Annotated in this window: 22 protein-coding genes; 13 read left to right on the top strand and 9 right to left on the bottom strand. The window is 33.7% G+C overall.

Features of this window, described 5'->3' with window-relative positions; genetic code table 11:
* The first annotated feature begins 46 nt into the window (after positions 1–46).
* The 7 genes from maf to CCY98_RS06270 all read left to right on the top strand — a co-directional run bounded on the left by maf (position 47) and on the right by CCY98_RS06270 (position 4,644).
* Positions 47–598 carry a septum formation inhibitor Maf gene (gene maf, locus CCY98_RS06300; RefSeq protein ID WP_112057721.1) on the top strand — a complete coding sequence of 184 codons (552 nt, stop codon included), beginning with the start codon at positions 47–49 and terminating at the stop codon, positions 596–598.
* Positions 595–792, top strand: coding sequence for a cbb3-type cytochrome oxidase assembly protein CcoS (gene ccoS / locus CCY98_RS06295; RefSeq protein ID WP_112057720.1), 198 nt, complete (start codon positions 595–597; stop codon positions 790–792). Before maf ends, ccoS begins: the two co-directional genes overlap by 4 nt.
* Positions 789–1,745 carry an NAD(P)-binding domain-containing protein gene (locus CCY98_RS06290; protein ID WP_112057719.1) on the top strand — a complete coding sequence of 319 codons (957 nt, stop codon included), beginning with the start codon at positions 789–791 and terminating at the stop codon, positions 1,743–1,745. Before ccoS ends, CCY98_RS06290 begins: the two co-directional genes overlap by 4 nt.
* Before the next feature lie 84 nt (positions 1,746–1,829).
* Positions 1,830–2,018, top strand: a complete 189-nt coding sequence (rpmB, locus tag CCY98_RS06285) for a 50S ribosomal protein L28 (protein ID WP_006656301.1) — start codon at positions 1,830–1,832, stop codon at positions 2,016–2,018.
* 20 nt (positions 2,019–2,038) lie between these two features.
* Complete coding sequence (locus CCY98_RS06280; RefSeq protein WP_112057718.1) at positions 2,039–3,169, top strand: potassium channel protein; 1,131 nt, start codon at positions 2,039–2,041, stop codon at positions 3,167–3,169.
* The gene (gene argJ, locus CCY98_RS06275; protein WP_112057717.1) at positions 3,162–4,352 is read left to right on the top strand and encodes a bifunctional glutamate N-acetyltransferase/amino-acid acetyltransferase ArgJ; all 1,191 of its coding nucleotides are present in this window, start codon (positions 3,162–3,164) and stop codon (positions 4,350–4,352) included. The genes CCY98_RS06280 and argJ overlap by 8 nt, the downstream gene beginning before the upstream one ends.
* Before the next feature lie 67 nt (positions 4,353–4,419).
* Complete coding sequence (locus CCY98_RS06270) at positions 4,420–4,644, top strand: DUF465 domain-containing protein (RefSeq protein WP_112057716.1); 225 nt, start codon at positions 4,420–4,422, stop codon at positions 4,642–4,644.
* A gap of 2 nt (positions 4,645–4,646) precedes the next feature.
* On the opposite strand, the gene cutA is transcribed toward CCY98_RS06270, so the two are convergent.
* The 9 genes from cutA to tviB all read right to left on the bottom strand — a co-directional run bounded on the left by cutA (position 4,647) and on the right by tviB (position 12,781).
* Positions 4,647–4,973: a divalent-cation tolerance protein CutA gene (gene cutA / locus CCY98_RS06265; RefSeq protein WP_112057715.1), complete on the bottom strand. Its 327-nt coding sequence runs from the start codon at positions 4,971–4,973 to the stop codon at positions 4,647–4,649.
* Positions 4,974–4,976: 3 nt separating this feature from the next.
* Positions 4,977–5,258 carry a hypothetical protein gene (locus CCY98_RS06260; RefSeq protein ID WP_112057714.1) on the bottom strand — a complete coding sequence of 94 codons (282 nt, stop codon included), beginning with the start codon at positions 5,256–5,258 and terminating at the stop codon, positions 4,977–4,979.
* A complete protein-coding gene (locus CCY98_RS08455) occupies positions 5,258–6,076 on the bottom strand; it encodes a hypothetical protein (protein ID WP_181566555.1) in 819 nt (272 codons plus the stop codon). The genes CCY98_RS06260 and CCY98_RS08455 overlap by 1 nt, the downstream gene beginning before the upstream one ends.
* Before the next feature lie 11 nt (positions 6,077–6,087).
* Positions 6,088–6,750: a hypothetical protein gene (locus CCY98_RS06250; RefSeq protein ID WP_112057713.1), complete on the bottom strand. Its 663-nt coding sequence runs from the start codon at positions 6,748–6,750 to the stop codon at positions 6,088–6,090.
* 37 nt (positions 6,751–6,787) lie between these two features.
* Positions 6,788–7,267: a hypothetical protein gene (locus tag CCY98_RS06245; protein WP_112057765.1), complete on the bottom strand. Its 480-nt coding sequence runs from the start codon at positions 7,265–7,267 to the stop codon at positions 6,788–6,790.
* 17 nt (positions 7,268–7,284) lie between these two features.
* Entirely contained in the window at positions 7,285–9,015 is a 1,731-nt protein-coding gene (locus tag CCY98_RS06240; protein ID WP_112057712.1) for a M3 family oligoendopeptidase, read from the bottom strand.
* Between the two features lie 103 nt (positions 9,016–9,118).
* Positions 9,119–10,546 carry an Asp-tRNA(Asn)/Glu-tRNA(Gln) amidotransferase subunit GatB gene (gene gatB / locus CCY98_RS06235; RefSeq protein WP_112057711.1) on the bottom strand — a complete coding sequence of 476 codons (1,428 nt, stop codon included), beginning with the start codon at positions 10,544–10,546 and terminating at the stop codon, positions 9,119–9,121.
* Positions 10,547–10,689: 143 nt separating this feature from the next.
* Positions 10,690–11,355, bottom strand: a complete 666-nt coding sequence (locus CCY98_RS06230; protein WP_112057710.1) for a hypothetical protein — start codon at positions 11,353–11,355, stop codon at positions 10,690–10,692.
* A 172-nt stretch (positions 11,356–11,527) separates the two neighbouring features.
* Entirely contained in the window at positions 11,528–12,781 is a 1,254-nt protein-coding gene (gene tviB / locus CCY98_RS06220; RefSeq protein ID WP_112057708.1) for a Vi polysaccharide biosynthesis UDP-N-acetylglucosamine C-6 dehydrogenase TviB, read from the bottom strand.
* A 165-nt stretch (positions 12,782–12,946) separates the two neighbouring features.
* On the opposite strand from tviB, the gene CCY98_RS06215 reads away from it, so the two are divergent.
* From CCY98_RS06215 to CCY98_RS06190, 6 genes are all read left to right on the top strand, one after another.
* Positions 12,947–14,653, top strand: a complete 1,707-nt coding sequence (locus tag CCY98_RS06215; protein WP_112057707.1) for an ABC transporter ATP-binding protein — start codon at positions 12,947–12,949, stop codon at positions 14,651–14,653.
* A 27-nt stretch (positions 14,654–14,680) separates the two neighbouring features.
* Entirely contained in the window at positions 14,681–15,610 is a 930-nt protein-coding gene (locus CCY98_RS06210; protein WP_112057706.1) for a glycosyltransferase family 2 protein, read from the top strand.
* Positions 15,607–16,725 (top strand): glycosyltransferase, encoded by a 1,119-nt coding sequence (locus tag CCY98_RS06205; RefSeq protein ID WP_112057705.1) that lies wholly within the window; start codon positions 15,607–15,609, stop codon positions 16,723–16,725. The genes CCY98_RS06210 and CCY98_RS06205 overlap by 4 nt, the downstream gene beginning before the upstream one ends.
* Positions 16,716–17,858 (top strand): glycosyltransferase, encoded by a 1,143-nt coding sequence (locus CCY98_RS06200; RefSeq protein ID WP_112057704.1) that lies wholly within the window; start codon positions 16,716–16,718, stop codon positions 17,856–17,858. The genes CCY98_RS06205 and CCY98_RS06200 overlap by 10 nt, the downstream gene beginning before the upstream one ends.
* A gap of 100 nt (positions 17,859–17,958) precedes the next feature.
* Positions 17,959–18,327, top strand: coding sequence for an aspartate 1-decarboxylase (gene panD / locus CCY98_RS06195; RefSeq protein ID WP_112057703.1), 369 nt, complete (start codon positions 17,959–17,961; stop codon positions 18,325–18,327).
* Complete coding sequence (locus tag CCY98_RS06190; protein ID WP_112057702.1) at positions 18,320–18,628, top strand: YbaB/EbfC family nucleoid-associated protein; 309 nt, start codon at positions 18,320–18,322, stop codon at positions 18,626–18,628. The genes panD and CCY98_RS06190 overlap by 8 nt, the downstream gene beginning before the upstream one ends.

Raw genomic sequence — 18,628 nt, 5'->3', positions numbered from 1 at the left:
AAAAAATAATATAATTGAAAGCCTAAATTCAATTCTAAGGATTTTTGTGCTGAGATTATGTTCAACTTCGCTTAGCAGACAGCAGATTCTAAAAGAAAATGAAATTACCTTTATACAATGCGATAATGGCTTTGATGAGGAGACTTTAGAGCTATCTAGTCCAAGAAGTTTTGTTTATACTGCTGCAGTTTGCAAATACAAAAAAGCATTAGAAACTTATGGCTTAGAGCTTCCGCTTTTAGTAGTTGATAGCGTCATAGAATGCGCTAATACTTTACAAAGAAAACCCAAAAATCAAAAAGAAGCCAAAGAGTTTCTTCAAATGCAAAGTGGAAGTTCTATCCATATTTTGAGCTGTTGCATTTTACATTCTAACAAATTTTATTTTATCAATCTTGGCAAAACTACTTATGAATTTTCCAGCTTTGATTTAGATGATTTGGAAGTCTATCTTCAAAGCCAACAATGGCAAAATAAGGCAGGGGCAGTTATGGTGGAAGGATTCCACAAAAAATATATCAAAAAGCAAATTGGTAGCACTTCTAATGCGATGGGTTTGCATTTTGAAGCAATCCAGCCTTTTTTGGAGCTCTTATGAATATAACAATGGTGGGAGTTATGCTTGCAACTTCGTTAATCATAGGGCTTTTAGGATTAATTGCATTTCTTTGGGGATTGAAAAATGGACAATTTGATGATGAGAAAAAAATGATGCAAGGCGTTTTATTTGATAATGAAGAAGATTTGCGCCGAGCTGCAACTAACAAACCTATTAAAAAGGATAAAAAATGAAAGAAATTTATGATATTGCAATTATTGGTGGAGGACCAGGCGGAATTGGATCTGCAGTGGAATCAGTTATTTTAGGAATTAAAGATGTTATCTTGTTTGAAAAAGGGGAAAATCACTCCACAACTATTCGCAAATTCTACAAAGATAATAAACGCGTTGATAAAGATTACAAAGGACAAAAAGTAGAGCTTAATGGAAATATCTATTTTTGTGATGGCACTAAAGAAAGCACTTTGGATTTATTTGATGAGATTATTGCTAAAAATAACTTTGAAGCACAATTCCAAACAGAAGTCGAATCAATCAAAAAAGAAGGGGAATATTTTTTAATTCACACTACACAAAACACTTCTATTAAGGCAAAATTTATCGTTATCTCTATTGGGAAAATGGGGCAGCCAAACAAGCCTTCTTATCCGATTCCAAGCACTATTAGAAGTGTAGTAAATTTCAACGCTAACAGCTGTCAAAACAATGAAAAAATTCTTGTAGTTGGTGGAGGAAACTCCGCTGTAGAGTATGCTTGTGTGCTTAGTGATACCAATCCTGTGATGCTTAATTACAGACGCACTGAGTTTTCTAGAATCAACGAAACTAATAAAGAAAACTTAAATGCTTGTTTAGAGGCTGGGAAAATTACTCCAAAACTTGGTATTGACATTGTTAGCCTTGAAGATGAAAATGGAAAACCAAAAGTGAATTTCACCGATGGAACAAGTGAAACTTTTGATAGAGTTGTCTATGCTATTGGCGGAATGGCTCCTGTTGATTTTCTCAAAAAATGCAATCTAGCACTTGATGACAATGGAGTTCCATTGATTGATGGGAATCACCAAAGCTCAATTGATAAAATTTACATTGCTGGGGATATTCTTTATAAAAATGGCGGTTCTATTGCGGCTGCACTTAATCATGGATTCCACATTGTGCAAGAAATCAAAAAAAGATTATAAAAGCTTTGTGCTTTTAAAGTTTTTTTTACATAGATTCTGCTAGAATCTATGGTTTATTTTATTTAATTTCTTAAGGAATCAAAAATGGCAAAAAGATGTGTTTTTAGCGGAAAAGGTCCAATGGTTGGAAACAATGTGAGCCACGCAAACAACAAGACAAAAAAACGCTCATTACCTAATTTAAGAGTAGTTCGCATCAAACTAGAAGATGGCACAACTGCAAAAGTTAGAATCGCTGCTTCTACTCTACGCACAATGAAAAAACGCTCTTAATCCTGATTTAGGATTGAGTAGTGGCTTTCACAAAACTCAAAAAACTTCTTCATTGGGAAGGCACTCAAAAACCTGATATTGATTTATCTGGCTTATTATATGAGCAACTCAAGCCTTTTCGCCTTCCTTTTATTTTACTTTTTCTAGGATTATTGCTTAGCACACTTGGTTATATTGTCATCACCGATTACACTTTGATTGAAGCTTTTTTTCAAAGCTCTTATACTTTCACAACAACTGGATTTGGTGCTCTAAAAGAAAGCGAATTTGATGCTTTAAGCATTATTTATACTGCCATTGTTATGTTGGCAGGCTCTGCTGTTTTGAGCTTCTGCGTCATCGGCGTAATTGACACCTTAAACCGAGGAAAACTTATCTCAGTCATCAAGGAGCGGAGTATGATTTACAAAATTGCGCGTCTTAAGAATCATTTTATCATTTGCCATCACAATGAATACACCATTCAACTTTCCAAACAATTCAGAGAAGCTCATATTCCATTTGTTGTTGTAGATAGCAATCAATCATTAGAAGACATTGCCCTAAAGTATCGCTATCCTTTTTTTATCAATGAAGATCCTTTAGAGGAAATCGCAATGCTAAAATCCCATTTATCTAGCGCAAGGGGAGTAATTGCCTTGTCTAACAATATCGCTGATAATATTGCCCAAATTGTTTCTGTAAGACTTTATGAAAAGGAATTAGGCAGAAAGCCTTATTTTATTATTGCCAATGCAAACAATAGCGAAGAAGAAGAAAAGTTAAAAAAACTTGGTGCAGATTCTGTTGTTTCCCCATCAAAGCTTTTTGCGCAAAGAGTAAATGCAATGGCAACAAGACCAGATATGGAGAATCTGCTTGAACGCTTTGCTTACCAAAAAGACACACCTTTAGATTTAGAGGAAATTGTCGTTCCACGCTATTCTTGGCTTGTTCTTAAAAAATTAAAAGAATCTCACTTGCGTGAAATCACACAAACCTCCATTGTCGGAATCACGCAAAAAGATGGAAAATTCATCTCTATGCCCAATGGAGATACACTTGTAACTAGCGAATGTAAATTGCTTGTAATTGGAACTTCACATGGAATACGCCTAACTAAGCAATTAGTATCTAAAAAAGACAAACCAGAGGAGTTAAAATATGTTTAATCTTTTTCCAATTGAAAATGGAGTTTGTGCGCCTATTGGCTTTTATTGTGATGGAGTAAGTGCAGGATTAAAGGCTGATTCACAGCTTGATATTGCTTTTATTTATGCTGATTCCTTATGTGATGTAGAGGGCATTTTTACAAAAAACAAATTTTGCGCTGCCCCCATTACACATTTTAGGCAATATGGAGATAATTTTAAAACCAATTTTATTTTAGTTAATTCCAAAAATGCCAATGCGCTAACTGGAGAAGAGGGAATCCAAAATATCCAAGAAATCTTAGCAAAATTACAAACCACTTTCCCCCATATCATCAATCCTATAATGAGTTCAACTGGGACTATTGGAGTGCAACTCCCAAAAGAAAAGATTATGCAATCTTTTAGCAAATTTCATCTTGAATCAAAAAATAATCAAAACGCTTCTCAAGCTATTATGACAACCGATCGCTTCAACAAAACCATTGCTTTTGAAGTTTTTTTAGATGATACAAGAAGTTTTAAGATTGGCGCAATTTGCAAGGGAGCAGGAATGATTAATCCTTCTTTGGCTACAATGCTCTGCTTTATTACCACCGATGCAGCTATCCCCAAAGAAGATATGCGCCCACTTCTTCTTGAAGCAGCAAAAACAACTTTTAACGCCATTAGTGTTGATGGTGATACTTCAACAAATGACACGATTCTCTTACTTAGTAACCAAAAAAGTGGCAATTACGACAAAGAAGCCTTTCTCTTTGCGTTAGAAAAAATTATGCATAAACTTGCTACTGATATTGTGCGAGATGGAGAAGGAGCCACTAAGCTCGTTGCTTTTGAAGTTAAGGGTGCTAAAACACAAAGAGAGGCAGAGATTTGCGCGAAGGCTCTTAGTCAATCTCCATTAGTAAAAACTGCACTTTTTGGTTGCGATCCAAATTGGGGAAGAATCGCCTCTACTATTGGTGCAAGTGGGATTGAATGTGATCCTAATACCTTAGAGATTAATTTTGGAGAAATTTGCGTGTATAGCAAGGGTAAAATCTATTTTGATAGCCTCAATGAAGAAAAAGCCGCTAGAGTCTTAAAGCAAGATTCTTATAAAATCTCTTGCAATATCGGCTTAGGTAAAGAATCATTTGTTGCCTATGGCTGTGATTTAGGCTATGAATATGTAAAAATCAATGCGGATTATCGCACTTAAATTTTGTTTTGCCTAATGTTTTTAAGGCAATTTTGTTTATAATATTATTTTATTTAAAGGAGTAAAAATGCTACACGAATACAGAGATGAAATCACAGTGCTTAAGCAAGAAAATGCACATTTTGCAAAAATTTTTGATGAGCACAACGAACTTGATCAAAAGATACAAGACATTAGCGAGGGTAGAGAGCACGCCACAGATATTGAACTAAGTGAATTAAAAAAGAAAAAGCTTAGCTTAAAAGATGAAGCTCTAGCCATGATTATGGAGTATAAAGAAAGTAAAAAGTAGTCTTACAAAACTCCTTTATGGAGTTTTTTAGTCTCATTATGCCATTTTTGGTATTTGCTAGAGACAAAATCTAAATGCACTCCGATTATCTCTGGAATCTCATAAATATGCTTTGCTTCTATCAGTTTGTTTAATTTTTCAAAATCACCTTGATTAACCTTGAAAGTTAGCAGAATCTCACTATCTTCTCTTAGAGTATTTTCCCAATAATAAAAACTCTTTATAGGCACTTTTTGAACACAAGAAACCAAACCACTTTCCAAAGCTTCTTTAATTAATATTTCTGAATTCTCCGGTGTTGTAGTTGTTTGCAAGAGCATTAAAGACATTTACTATTCTTTTGACTCTTTTGGTTTTTTTCTATTTCGCTCTTCTTGGACTTTCTTTTTTTCTTCCCTGCGAAGCTGCTCAATATTAGCTTGTCTCTCTTTAGCTTTACGGAATTTATCCAAATAATCCTGCCTTTCTGTTGGGCTTTGATAAGCAATGGGGCGAATAAAAAATATAATCAGCATTAAAACAAAAAAGAAAATAGCAGTTTCTTGGTTTGAAGTCAGCTGATACCAAACCATTGCAATAATTAATGATGCGATAACCTTTAAAGCTACAACCATTAAAGCATCTTTGGAGCTATGATATGCTGATCAAACAACAGATCGCTTGCACCAAACTCTTCAAATAGTGCTAGAAAAATTTGTGGAATAAACAAAAGCGGAATCTCCAAATCATCGCGCCCTGAAGCTCTTTTATTTTCATGGGCATTCCTATCTAAAAGCTCAAAATTTCCAATATTTGGCGTGATAATACAATCCACTCCACAATCCACCATCTCATAGTAATCTCTACCACCCATTTTGTGAGCCAATCTCTTATTGCTAAGCAGTAAATAATCAAGACTATCTTTATAGAAAGTTAAAATTTTGAGTCCCAAAATATTTTCAAATTCTTCAATAAGATAATAATCCCTGACTATTTTCTCCAATTCTCTATCTAGTAAAAATGCGCACTTAAAACCCTCCCATCTTCTCTTCTTATGCAATCCCTTGATATTTTGCAAAATCACTTCTGGCATAAAAATAAAACATTTCTCTAATTCCAAAATATCCACTTCTATACCAAAATCTTTCAATAATTGCTCTTTGAATTCCAAATCTTCATAATATTTTCTAAAAAATTCCAAAATTCCAAGCAAAGTTTGACTATCATAAACCAAAAGCTTACTCTCTTTTTTTTGTGCCTCTACCAAAGCTCTTAAAATTTGCCCATAATATTTTAGCTCATCCACAAAGGGTAATAATCGATTCTCACAAGCAATTTTTTGAATCCCAGCTATAGGAATCTGTAGTTTTTGGCAAAGCTTCTTTAAATTTTCTGTCAAAATAAAAGCACTTTTAGGGTAAAAATCATTATGTAATAAAATATATTCCTTCATCACACTTCCCTTTATAAAATTCTATTTAAAAGCAATTTAGCTAAATTCTTCACTTCTTTATGATTACTTTTTTTAAAGATAATTTTCTTAAATTCATTCAAATAATTATCAACATAACTATTCATCGGAAAAACATAATTTTTAATAGCTAGGGTATTAAAAATATTATTTTCTCCCATTGTAACAAACTCAAGTATTGCTTCATTGTTAGTTTCTTGATAAATCAAATACGCTAACACAAAAAACACTTCACTAGAACTACTTTCTTCTAAGCCAATGGGCGTAGCATAAGCAAATGGAAAAAATGTAAGCACAAAATCCTCACTTTGATTAAGCCCAAATCTTTCCAATTCTTGAATCTTTTGCAAAAATGGCTTAGTATCAATCACCAGATCCTTTGTAACCAATCTCATATTCAAAGGTTCTATTGTCCAATTTAGCCCAAATCTTCCAATCAAATCTTCTATTTTTAAGCCAAAATCACATACCACGATTCCATTGATTTTAAACCCATAAGCATTATAAGCAAAACCAAAGAGATTCTCTTTTATTTTTTCTAATAATTCTGAAAGTGTTCTTTCTTTGTCTATTTTTATCTGTAACTTTGAAAAATAAGGCAAATAATCTGTCTGCACATCAAATCGAAATATTTTTAAGTTAATTTTTTTATCCACAAACTCCCCCTTAAAAATTCAAAAATATTATCCATTTTTATTTCTTAAATTTACGATTCTTTGGATTTGATAATAAAGCTTTCATAGAGCTATTTACACCATCATCACCAAAATCATTCTCATTTTGCGGCACAATATAAGTCGCCAAAAGATTAATAAAAACGCAAAAATCAGCACGAATATCTGTTTCATTGGGTAGCAAAATTTGAACAATAGATTCCAAAGGAGTTGTTACAAAACTACCCAAATTTTCTTCACCAAACCCTGCTTCAAAATAGAGATTATTCTCATCAATTTCCAAACTCTCAAAAGTATAACCTGCTAAAATAAACACAGTTAATTCACTAAAGGCTGCCTTGATATTACTTGGAAGTTCAGGCTCAAATTTCACACAAGAAACATTGCAAACAATGGAAAAATTGATTTTTTTATGGATTAAATACTCTAATATCTTACGACAATGCATTTTATTAAGCTCCATAAATTTCTTATCGTGCAGGATTTTCTCTAAATTCATAGCTGCTACCTCCCCCTTTATAAAATCTCTTTTAATCCCTTTAGCAATGATTCTACTTCTTTGATCCCTATTTTCCAAAAATCATCATCTTCAATATCCAAGCCAAAAATACCTACCAATTCCTTTGGCGATTTGCTACCTCCTAAGCTCAAAAACTTCTCATATTTCTCTATAAAGCTTTTTCCCTCTTTTTTATAAACACCAAAAAGTGCCATAACCAAAAGTTGCCCATAGCTATACGCATAGCAATAAAAAGGAGTATGAATAAAATGCGGAATATACGACCACCACAAACGATAATCCTCAGTCAAAATCACGCTCTTGCCAAACATTTTTTGATTCTCTTCTTGCCATATTTGGCTAAACTCATCTGCGCTTAACTCCGATTCTTCTTGATGCACCCTTCTTTCAAAATTAGTAAAAACATTTTGTCTAAAGAGTGTTGCAAAAATATCCTCTAACTTCCCTGCATAAAGTGCGATTTTTTCTTCTTTAGATAAAATCTCTTTCATTTTGTCAAATAAAAGCATTTCAGCAAAGACAGAGGCAGTTTCTGCTGTTGTCAAGGGAGTATCTGCATTCAAATAACCCACCCTATAAGAGAGATATTGATGAATTGTGTGTCCTAATTCATGAGCCATTGTGAAAGCATCTCGTCTTTTATTGGTGTGATTTAGCATCAAATAAGGATGGACACTTGGCACTGCACTATGGCTAAAAGCACCTCCTCTTTTATTTTCTCTTGGATGCGAATCAATCCACCCCTCATCAAAAGCCTTTTTAGCAATCTCATAAAACCGCGGCGAAAACTCTCTAAAGGTTTCTAAAACGATTTTTTTAGATTCTTCATAAGTGAATTCTGAATCTTCACTACATAAAAGTGGCGCATAGCGATCATAATCATATAATTTCTCTAATCCCAAAAGCTTTGTTTTTAGAGTGTAGTATTCCTCTACAATCCCTACTGAATCATTAATGCTCTTAACCATACTATCCACACTTTTTTGGGTAATTTGATTATCATTGTGGCGTGATTCTTCTAGCGATTTATAGCCTCTTAATTCTGCTGTGATTCTCAAATCTTTACGCACCACATTGTAAATATAAGCCAAAAGCTCCAAATTTTCTCTCAAAGTTACGCTAAGAGATTTTGCAGCCTCTTTTCTTGTTGCTTGATTTTTATCATAAAGAAAGCTTAGAATCTCTTCTTCGCTTAATTGTTTGCCTTGGAATTCAAATTTCAAGCGGCTTAAATGCTCATCAAAAAAGCGCTTAAAGCTATCTACACCCACAGGTTGTGTTTTTAACAATATTTTTTCTTCAGGCAAAGTGAGTTGATGTTTTGCGTTTTTAGCTAAAAGTTCCAAATAATAGCTATATTCTTTTGCATTGCAAATAAAATCCTTTTTTTTGTTTTCTTCTAGTGCGTTAAATTCTAAATCAAAAAACAATAATTTATCTTGTGCTTTATTAACTTCCATTTCGCATTTGGCTAAAAATGCACCTTCTTTAGTGTTAGCCGCAAAACACAAAAATGCATAAGTCATTACCCTTGATAGATTTTCAAAAATCTTTTCATACTCTTTGATAGCTTGATAAAAGAAGTGGTGATCAAGTGTGGCTAATTGACCTTTATATTGTTCTTCAAACTTTGCTGCACGATTAATTTCATTACGCAACGATTCTTCTAATGTTTCTTTGTTAGAAAAAAGCGGAGTAAGATTCCACAAATCTTGTGAATGACACATAAACTCTCCTCAAAGTATTTTATTATTTTATAAGACTGCCCTTTAACCTATCCTAATACCTTGTTATAAGCTTTTTTAAATCGCTTATGCCAAAAAATCAAATCTATTGTAATTTTTCTTTTAAAAGCTCATTTACTCTAGCAGGATTTGCTCCCTTGCTATTTTTCATCACTTGACCGACAAAAAATCCAAAGAGTTTATCTTTGCCACTTTTGTATTCCGCGACTTTATCGGTATTGGCAGATAGCACAGAATCTATGGTAGCTAGGATTGCACCATCGTCATTCACTTGTGCTAATCCCATAGAATCTATAAGGCTATCTACATCACCGCCTTTTTGCTCTACCAAGACATCTAAAATTTCTTTGCCACTTTTGCCACTAATTTTAGATTCATCAATGCTACACACCAAAGTTGCAAGTGTGCGTGAATCTACCCCACAAGTTTGCAAAGTATTCTCACCTTTTAGACGCCCCAAAAGCTCTGTGGTAAGCCAAGTGAGAGAACCTTTGGCACTTGCGCCAAACCCAAGCATAGATTCAAAATATTGTGTTAGCTCTAAGCTAGAGGTAAGCACCCCTGCATCATAGGGTTTAATGCCAAATTCTCGCACATAACGCTCTCTTTTTTCATCAGGCATTTCTGGAATCTCTCTCCCCTCTTTCATTAACTCTTCATCAATATACACAGGCAACAAATCTGGATCAGGGAAATAGCGATAATCCGCAGCCTCCTCTTTGCCACGCATAGATCGCGTTATGCCTTTTGCAGTATCAAATAGACGCGTTTCTTGCACTACTTCGCTTTGATACTTGCCATCTTCCCACGCTTCAATCTGTCGCTCCACTTCGTATTCGATAGCTTTTTGGATAAATTTAAACGAATTAAGATTTTTAATTTCTACGCGCGTATAGAGTTTAGAATCTCCTTTTGGGCGGATAGAAACATTGGCATCACAGCGAAAGCTTCCTTCTTGCATATTTGCATCAGAAATATCCAAAAATCGCACGATAGAGTGGAGTTTTTTTAGATATGCAATTGCTTCATCACTGCTACGCATATCTGGCTCACTCACAATCTCTAAAAGTGGTGTGCAAGCGCGGTTTAGATCGACTTTGGAGTAATCGTGTTCGTGGATATTTTTTCCGGCATCTTCTTCCATATGTGCGCGTGTAACGCCGATGATTTTTTTCTCACCATTGACTTCTATTTCTATATTTCCACGCCCTACAATGGGAATTTCAAATTGACTAATTTGATAAGCTTTTGGTAAATCGGGATAAAAATAATTTTTGCGCGCAAATACAGAGTTTTGATTAATCTGTGCATTAATAGCGGTGCCAAAAGCAATAGCTTTTTTTACCACTTCTTTATTTAGCACTGGCAATGCACCTGGAAGTCCCAAGCAAGTAGGACAGACATTGGTATTTGGTTCTGCGCCAAAGCTCGTGGCACACGAACAAAAGATTTTAGTTTTGGTGTTAAGTTGGACATGCACTTCTAGTCCGATGATGGTCTCATACGCGCTCATCAAAATCCTTATTTTTTACTAGGATTCTATCAATCTTTTGCTTAAAAAAAATGGATATTCTCAAGCAATCACAGCAAAATACCAGCAATCTAAACATTAAATTAGCCCAACTAAGATTGCCTATCAACCAAAACCTCAGCTTGTTAAACAAATTGATAATTTCTATCTTCTCTTATATCATAGAGTTTTACCACCTCACCCTTAATATTTTCTTGAAAATATAAAATAGGCGGAACAAAGGGATAAAATCCGGCAAACATAAACCATTCTCGACAATATTTAAAAGTTGTATGAGTTCTCTCATCAATTTGCGAATTGATAAATTTATTATAATTTATTGTTTTATCAACATAAAACTCCTCACTCCAAAAAGAAAGTATTTTTCTATTACAATAGGGATTTTCAATAATATCTTCTACTCCAATATCAAAATAAACATGAAAAGTAGGATCTAAAATTCTCCATTTATTTTCAATTTCTACTTGTAAAAATCCATGAGTCCACCCAAATAAATCACTATAGCTTATCACTCTTGATGAAATCCCAAAATATTCTAAGAGCATTTGCAATGCATAAGGTTTTTGCCCACAATGTGCATATTTTAAGCCCATAAAATACTCTATCAGATTGGTAAAAACAACATTTTCTTTAATATCTCTTGGAGTGTAATGTTTGCTTTTGTGGATAAAATCATTAAGATAAAAACTTAAGGCAAGTTCTTGTGGAATCCCTCTCCATTTTAATTCTTTCTTGATTTTATTTTGTTTTTTGGAAAAATCATTTTGTAGTTTTTGTAATAATTCCTCCAAAAAGCCTTGCGATTCACCTTTGGAAAAAGAATTACAAGTAGGAGGGGAGCTAGAAGATAATTAGCAAAAATAGTTTTATCTATCTCAATTTTCATAGGAAAATATTCTTGAATTTGCAAAGGGCGAATGGAGCTAGAAGTATAATTATATTGCCTTTTAGTGTCAATTTGCATTACAATCTCCCACTTACTTGTTCTTTTGGCAAGATTCCTTTTAAATCATAAATGATTGTCTTGCCTTTATTGCTAAAATCAAGCTCTTTAAATTCATTATGTGCCACTGCCACAATAACAGCAGCATAATCTTGCATTTTAAAGTCTTTAATTTCTTTTAATGTCAATCCATACTCATGCTCTACTTCTACTAAATCAGCCCAAGGATCAAACACTTCAACACAACAATCAAAATCTTTTAATTCTTTAATAATATCTACTACGCGAGAATTACGAATATCAGGACAATTTTCCTTAAAAGTAATCCCTAAAATCGCCACTTTGCTACCCACGATTTGATGCGCTTGTTTAATCATCAATTTAATCACTTTATTAGCCACAACAACACCCATATTATCATTAATATGTCGCCCTGCTAGAATCACTTGAGAATGATAGCCTAATGATTCTGCCTTGTGTGTAAGATAATAAGGATCCACCCCAATACAATGCCCCCCCACAAGCCCTGGGCGAAATGGCAAAAAATTCCACTTTGTCCCTGCAGCTTCCAATACATCAAGAGTATCAATTCCCATTTTATCAAAAATCAAAGAAAGTTCATTGACAAAAGCAATATTAATATCCCTTTGGGAATTTTCAATAACTTTAGCTGCTTCAGCTACTTTAATACTTGAAGCCTTGTGAGTGCCTGCTGCAATAATACTAGCATAAAGCGCATTGACTTCTTGGGCAATTTGTGGTGTAGAGCCACTTGTAACTTTCTTAATGCTAGGCAATCGATGCTCTTTATCACCTGGATTAATCCGCTCTGGAGAGTATCCACAAAAGAAATCCACATTAAATTTTAATCCACTCTCACGCTCCAAAATTGGCACACAATCTTCCTCGGTGCAACCCGGATAAACAGTGCTTTCATAAATCACAATATCATCTTTTTTTAGCACCTTACCCACACTGCTAGAAGCCTTAAGAAGTGGCGTTAAATCAGGCTTATTGTAATGATCAATGGGTGTGGGAACTGTAACAATGTAAATTTGTGCTACTCTCAAATCTTCTAAGTTTGTTGTATAACTCAATCCCTTAGCGCTCTGTAATTCTTCTTTTTCAACTTCTAAAGTCCTATCATAACCCTCTTTTAACTCATCGATGCGCTTTTGGTGAATATCAAATCCAATTACTTTGTATTTCTTTCCAAACTCTACAGCTAAGGGCAATCCAACATAACCAAGTCCAATTACAGCTAAAGTTTTCATGATTTATTCCTTATTTTAAAATTTAAGATTTATAAAATTTTACTTTATTTTGCGTTAAATAAACTCTAAAAAATATAATTTTTTTAAGAAAACTACGCAAATTAAAAAACTTCACACCAAGTTTGTTTTATAATTTCAGAAATTTTTAAACACAAAAAGGTAAATATGTTTGCTAAGCTTGATTTAATTCTCTCTCAAGAAGATAGAATCTATATTTATTTTTTACTTTTTGTTTCACTTATTGTCTCATTAATAGAGTTAATAGGAATCTCCGCCATTGCTCCTTTTATTTCTATAGCAAGTGATTTATCGTTAATAGAAAATAAGCCTTATTTTGCTTATTTTTATCATCTTCTTAAATTTGATTCTGCTTATCACTTTGTTGTCTTTTTTGGAATTTCACTTTTGATATTTTATTGCTTTAGAAGCATTGCAAACCTCATCTATCAGCATCTTTTGGCTCGTTTTACTTTTGGGCGTTATCATCTTATTGTAGGGCGTTTATTTGTAAATTATTTGGGTATGAATTACCAAGATTTTTTAACCAAAAACACAAGCTATCTCACAAAAACAATCACCACTGAAGCCCATAATTTTACTATTTTGCTTGCAGCTATTTTATTTATGACTTCAGAAGTGTTTGTGGTGCTCTTGATTTATGGAACACTCTTGTTTGTGAATTTCAAAATCACGCTAGGGCTTACCATTATGCTCGGATTCTTTGGATTTTTAATGAGTAAATTTGTCTCACAAAAAATCAAAAAACAAGGCAAACAAAAAGAATTCTATCAAAAAAGCTTTTTTGAATGCCTTGCAAGCAGTTTTGGAAACTACAAAATTATCAAACTTCAAAGCAATAATCAAACCATTTTAGATCATTTCACCCAAAGTTCTTGGGGTTATTCACTGGCTAATATCAAAAATCAAACCTTTTTTCATATTCCGCGTCTTTTGCTTGAAGCCATTGGTTTTTGTATGATGATTGCTGTTGTTTTGTATCTCTTTATTACCGATGGCAAAAATATGTCATCTCATCTCCCTTTATTATCAATGTATGTCCTTGCTCTCTATCGACTTTTGCCTTCCATTAATCGAATTTTAGATTCCTATAATAAAATCCTTTTTAACTACCGCTCTTTAGAGATCATCTATCAAGACATTCAAATGCAAACCAAAAAACTAGGTGATGAAAGAATTAAGTTCTGCGAAAAAATTGAACTTAGAAATATTTGTTTTGGCTACACACAAGACAAAAAGGTGTTAGAAAATGTAAATCTCACTCTCAAAAAAGGCTCTAAAACTGCATTTATAGGAGAATCAGGTAGTGGCAAAAGCACATTAGTAGATCTCATTATTAGCCTTTTGGAGCCAAATAGCGGAGAAATTTACATTGACCAAACTAGACTTTGTGATAAAAATCTCAAAAGCTGGAGAAGTAAAATAGGATACATTCCACAAAATGTTTATCTTTTTGATGGCAATGTCGCAGACAATGTCGCCTTTGGCAGGGAATTTAATGAAGAAAAAATGATAAATTGTTTAAAATTAGCCAATATTTATGATTTTTTAGCGACCAAAGAGGGAATCTATACTCAAGTAGGAGATAGCGGAATCGCACTTAGTGGCGGACAAAAACAAAGAATCGCCATTGCAAGAGCATTATATGGGGATCCTGAGATACTTGTTTTAGATGAAGCAACAAGCGCTCTAGATAATACAACTGAACAAAAAATTATGGAAGAAATCTATCAAATCTCACAAAATAAAACTCTACTCATCATCGCACACCGCCTAAGCACTATTCAAAAATGTGATACTATTTATCAGATTAAAAAAGGGATTCCAAAAAAGATTTCTTATGCCGATTTATAAGATACGATTTTAAAGACAAGGATACAAATGACTTCTAAAAATATAGATCTTCCAAAGGTAAGTGTCATTCTAACAACCTTTAACCGAGAATATTTTTTTACAGAAGCGATTGAAAGTATCTTAGAGCAAGATTATCCAAATTTGGAAATCATTATCAGTGATGATGGTTCTAGTGATAACACCTTTACCTTTGCCTGTGAATACGCCCAAGATCATCCTAATATTAAAGTTGTTCAAAATGCTCATTCTAAAGGATCAGCTGGGAATCGCAACAATGGCTTAGATTATGCAAACGGAGATTTAGTGCTACTTTTAGATGATGATGACTTACTTTTTAAAGAGGCAATTTCCCAAATGGTGGAAGTTTATTTGCAATTTAATAAACATTATGGAATCATTCTTGCAAACTGCACAAGAAGCGATGATGGATTTCTCTCTGGCAAAGGCATAAATGAAACACGCGAAGTGTCTTTTAAAGAAGTTTTATGTGGCAACTTAAAGGGAGAATTTATTACACTTTTTGAGAGAAAACTGCTTGGAACAAGGCGCTTTAGCGAAAATCTTAAACGCGGAAATGTTGGGCTTTTATGGCTTAGAATGCACAAACAGAGCCCCTGTTTTTATCTCCATCGTCCTTTAAAATTCTATCGGATACATGCTGAATCACTTACGCACAATATGAAATACAAACCCCTTGAGATGGTTAAAAATTATGAGCAAGACATTTTATTATTCTATAAAGAACGCAAAGAATTATGCCCCAAATACCTAGCTGAACTCTGTGCAACAGCCGCATTGCTTTATCGGCAAGGTGGAGATAATAAACACGCTTTTAAAAAGATTCTACAAAGCCTTCTTATCTATCCTAATCTCAAAGCACTCAAAGCACTAGTTTATTTATTCTTGCCCAAATCATTTATACCACGCTTTAATGTCCGCCAAAGAATCGAAAAATGAAAAAAATAAAGATTCTGCTTGTAATTCGCTCTCTTTTTGTTGGCGGAGCTGAGAGACAATGGGTGCTACTAGCACGCGGATTAGCCAAAAAGCAAGAAGTGAATTTGCTTCTTTGCACTTTTTATAGCGGAGGTGAATTAGCAGATGAAATTAATGGGATTCCACATTTTTGTCTTCACAAAAAAAGCAAGGGAGATTTTCTATTTTTATGGCACTATCGCAAACTTATAAAAGAGTTTCAACCTGATTGCATTTATGCTTTTATGCCTGATTCTAATCTTTTTAGCCTTTTGGCTAGTAGCTTTTTAAAAATTCCTGTTATTTGGGGATTCCGCTCTAGTGGAATTGACATAGCAAGACTTTCATTATTCTCTAAAATTTATTTTTACTTACAAAGATTCTTAAGCTCCAAAGCAGCAACTATTATTTGCAATTCAAGTGATGCCATTAGCTTTTATAAAAATGCCAAATACAACATGGAAAAAGCCAAAATTATTTACAATGGCATTGATACAACTAAGTTTTACCCCAAGCAATCTAACGCCCTTAAAAGCTCCCTAAAAATCCCCAAAGATTCTTTTGTCTTTGGAATAGCTGCACGAATGGATAAGGTCAAAGATTATCCACTACTTGCAAAAGGTGCTAAAGAAATTCTAGCTAAGAATCAAAAAGTTTTTTTTATTGCCATTGGAAAAATTAATGAAGAGATTCTAAAAGAGTGTGAGACAATTTTAGGGGAATTTAAAAAGCGATTTTTGTTCTTGGGTATCCAAAAAGACACGCCAATGTTTTATTCTCTTTTTGACTGCATTCTTTCAACCTCTTATACAGAGAGTTTTTCAAACTCTATTGCCGAAGCTATGGCGTGTGAATGCATTCCACTTGTTAGCGATGCTGGAGAAAGCAGAATAATTGCTAATTTTAAGCAAAACTACCCTTATTGCTTCCCTAAAAAAGACTTAGAATCTTTTTGTCAAGGATTAGATTCTATCCTAGCACTTCCAAAAGATTCTTTGCAAACCCTAAAAAAACAAGCAAGAGATCATATTTTGCGAAACTTTTCTGCTCAAAAAATGGTCGAATCCACTCTCAAAGAGCTAAAACAATGTCTTTAGTTATCCTTATTTACTCACTTGGTCCAGGTGGCGCAGAGAGAATCACCTCACTGCTTTTAGAATCTCTAAGCAAAGAATATCCAATCACACTTGTCTTACTAGAAGATATTTGCCACTATAAGATTCCTAGCAATGTAACCAAAGTTATTTTAGGCAAAAATTCCACTTATGAGAGCGGACTAAAAAAACTTATCAAAATACCTATTTTAGCTTATAAATATTCTAAAATTATCCGCAATTGTACGCATTCTTTTTCGCTTATGACACGCCCAAATTACATCAATATTCTTGCTTCCTTTTTTGCCAAAAAGCCAAAAATATTCATTTCAGAACGCAGTTACCCTAGCAAACAATATGGTTATGGAAATTTACAATCCAAAATCAATCGCTTTCTTATCCAAGCCCTCTATAAAAGGGCAGATAAAATTTCAGCTAACTCTCCACAAAACTTGCAAGATTTAATCTCAAATTTTCAAGTCCCAAAATCCAAAACAACCCTACTCCCAAACTGCTTTGATCTTGAAAAAATCCAGAATCTAAGTCAAGAAAATACTCCACTCAAAGAAAAAATTCTAGCCAAAAAACTAGAGGGGAAAAAAATTTTTGTTAGCATTGGCAGACTTGATGAGGGCAAGAATCACGCCTTGCTAATTAACACACTAGCTGCACTCAAAGAGAAAAATATCTTCTTATTTATTCTTGGAGAGGGTGTGCTAAGAGAATCCTTGCAAAAGCAAATCAATGCCCTTAAACTCACAAATCATATTGCGCTTTTAGGGGCGACTACTAACCCTTATGCGCCACTTAGTTGTGCAGACTTTTTTCTTTTTGGCTCAAATCATGAGGGATTCCCCAATGTTTTAGTGGAATCATTAGCTCTAGGGATTCCTATTATCACGACTGATTGTGCGCCTCAGATGATTTTACAAAGCACCCAAGAAATGCAAAACTTTAAACTTGGTAAATGTGGCATCACTACTCCTCTTAACAATAAAGAAATTATGATAGAAGCTATTCATTGGGCTTTAGAAAATCCTGATTTCTTCAAAAAAGACAATCTTTTATCTCAAGCCAAAACCTTTAGCATCACACACCAATTACCACTCTACAAAAAATGGTTAGAATTAGAATAAAAAATTATTAAAAGTCATAAATGACTACAAATAACTACAAACATTTCTAAAATGTGCTAAAATATCAAGAATTTTTGAAGTCAAAAACAAGGGATAAGTTTTGAATTTTACAATGCTTTATAGCAAGATTCATCGCGCAAGAGTGAGTGATGCTAATCTTAATTATGTTGGCTCCATTACGATTGATACCAAACTTATGGAGTCTGCTGGGCTTTTAGAGGGTCAAAAGGTTGATATTGTTAATATTAATAATGGCGAGAGATTTTCTACTTATGTTATTGAAGGCAAAAGTGGTGATATTTGCCTTAATGGTGCTGCTGCTAGAAAAGTGCAAATTGGAGATAAAATCATCATTATGGCTTATGCTCAATTCTCCAAAGAAGAGCTAGAAAACTATGAACCTAAAGTAGTTTTGGTAGATGAAAATAATCAAATCATTCAAATCAAAAAGGAATTAAAAAATGTTTAATCCAGAAGACTTAGCAAAAACTCTAGAAAATTTACAGGAAAATTTCAAAAACGCGCAAGAAGAAAATAAAAATCTCACCTTTAGTGCCAAAAGTGGTGGAGGATTAGTAAGCGTGAGTGCTAATGGTGAGGGAGAAATTATAGATATTAGTATTGATGATTCATTATTAGAAGATAAAGAATCGCTTCAAATTTTATTGATGAGTGCAATTAATGATGTCTGCAAAAGTGTAGAAGGAAATAAGAAAAAAATGGCAATGGGAATGCTTGGAAACCTTGGAAATTTTCCTTTTAAAGGTTAA

Source organism: Helicobacter sp. 11-8110 (assembly GCF_003288905.1).
Taxonomy (GTDB): domain Bacteria; phylum Campylobacterota; class Campylobacteria; order Campylobacterales; family Helicobacteraceae; genus Helicobacter_D; species Helicobacter_D colisuis.
This window is presented reverse-complemented; position numbering and strand designations above follow the sequence as displayed.

Coding starts and splice junctions, on each gene's coding strand:
- CCY98_RS06270 (WP_112057716.1), top strand. CDS start 4,420: ATGCTACACGAATACAGAGATGAAATCACAGTGCTTAAGCAAGAAAAT.
- CCY98_RS06210 (WP_112057706.1), top strand. CDS start 14,681: ATGACTTCTAAAAATATAGATCTTCCAAAGGTAAGTGTCATTCTAACA.
- tviB (WP_112057708.1), bottom strand. CDS start 12,781: ATGAAAACTTTAGCTGTAATTGGACTTGGTTATGTTGGATTGCCCTTA.
- ccoS (WP_112057720.1), top strand. CDS start 595: ATGAATATAACAATGGTGGGAGTTATGCTTGCAACTTCGTTAATCATA.
- CCY98_RS06240 (WP_112057712.1), bottom strand. CDS start 9,015: ATGTGTCATTCACAAGATTTGTGGAATCTTACTCCGCTTTTTTCTAAC.
- CCY98_RS06190 (WP_112057702.1), top strand. CDS start 18,320: ATGTTTAATCCAGAAGACTTAGCAAAAACTCTAGAAAATTTACAGGAA.
- CCY98_RS06260 (WP_112057714.1), bottom strand. CDS start 5,258: ATGGTTGTAGCTTTAAAGGTTATCGCATCATTAATTATTGCAATGGTT.
- argJ (WP_112057717.1), top strand. CDS start 3,162: ATGTTTAATCTTTTTCCAATTGAAAATGGAGTTTGTGCGCCTATTGGC.
- CCY98_RS08455 (WP_181566555.1), bottom strand. CDS start 6,076: ATGAAGGAATATATTTTATTACATAATGATTTTTACCCTAAAAGTGCT.
- rpmB (WP_006656301.1), top strand. CDS start 1,830: ATGGCAAAAAGATGTGTTTTTAGCGGAAAAGGTCCAATGGTTGGAAAC.
- CCY98_RS06200 (WP_112057704.1), top strand. CDS start 16,716: ATGTCTTTAGTTATCCTTATTTACTCACTTGGTCCAGGTGGCGCAGAG.
- CCY98_RS06215 (WP_112057707.1), top strand. CDS start 12,947: ATGTTTGCTAAGCTTGATTTAATTCTCTCTCAAGAAGATAGAATCTAT.
- CCY98_RS06290 (WP_112057719.1), top strand. CDS start 789: ATGAAAGAAATTTATGATATTGCAATTATTGGTGGAGGACCAGGCGGA.
- CCY98_RS06245 (WP_112057765.1), bottom strand. CDS start 7,267: ATGAATTTAGAGAAAATCCTGCACGATAAGAAATTTATGGAGCTTAAT.
- cutA (WP_112057715.1), bottom strand. CDS start 4,973: ATGTCTTTAATGCTCTTGCAAACAACTACAACACCGGAGAATTCAGAA.
- gatB (WP_112057711.1), bottom strand. CDS start 10,546: ATGAGCGCGTATGAGACCATCATCGGACTAGAAGTGCATGTCCAACTT.
- CCY98_RS06205 (WP_112057705.1), top strand. CDS start 15,607: ATGAAAAAAATAAAGATTCTGCTTGTAATTCGCTCTCTTTTTGTTGGC.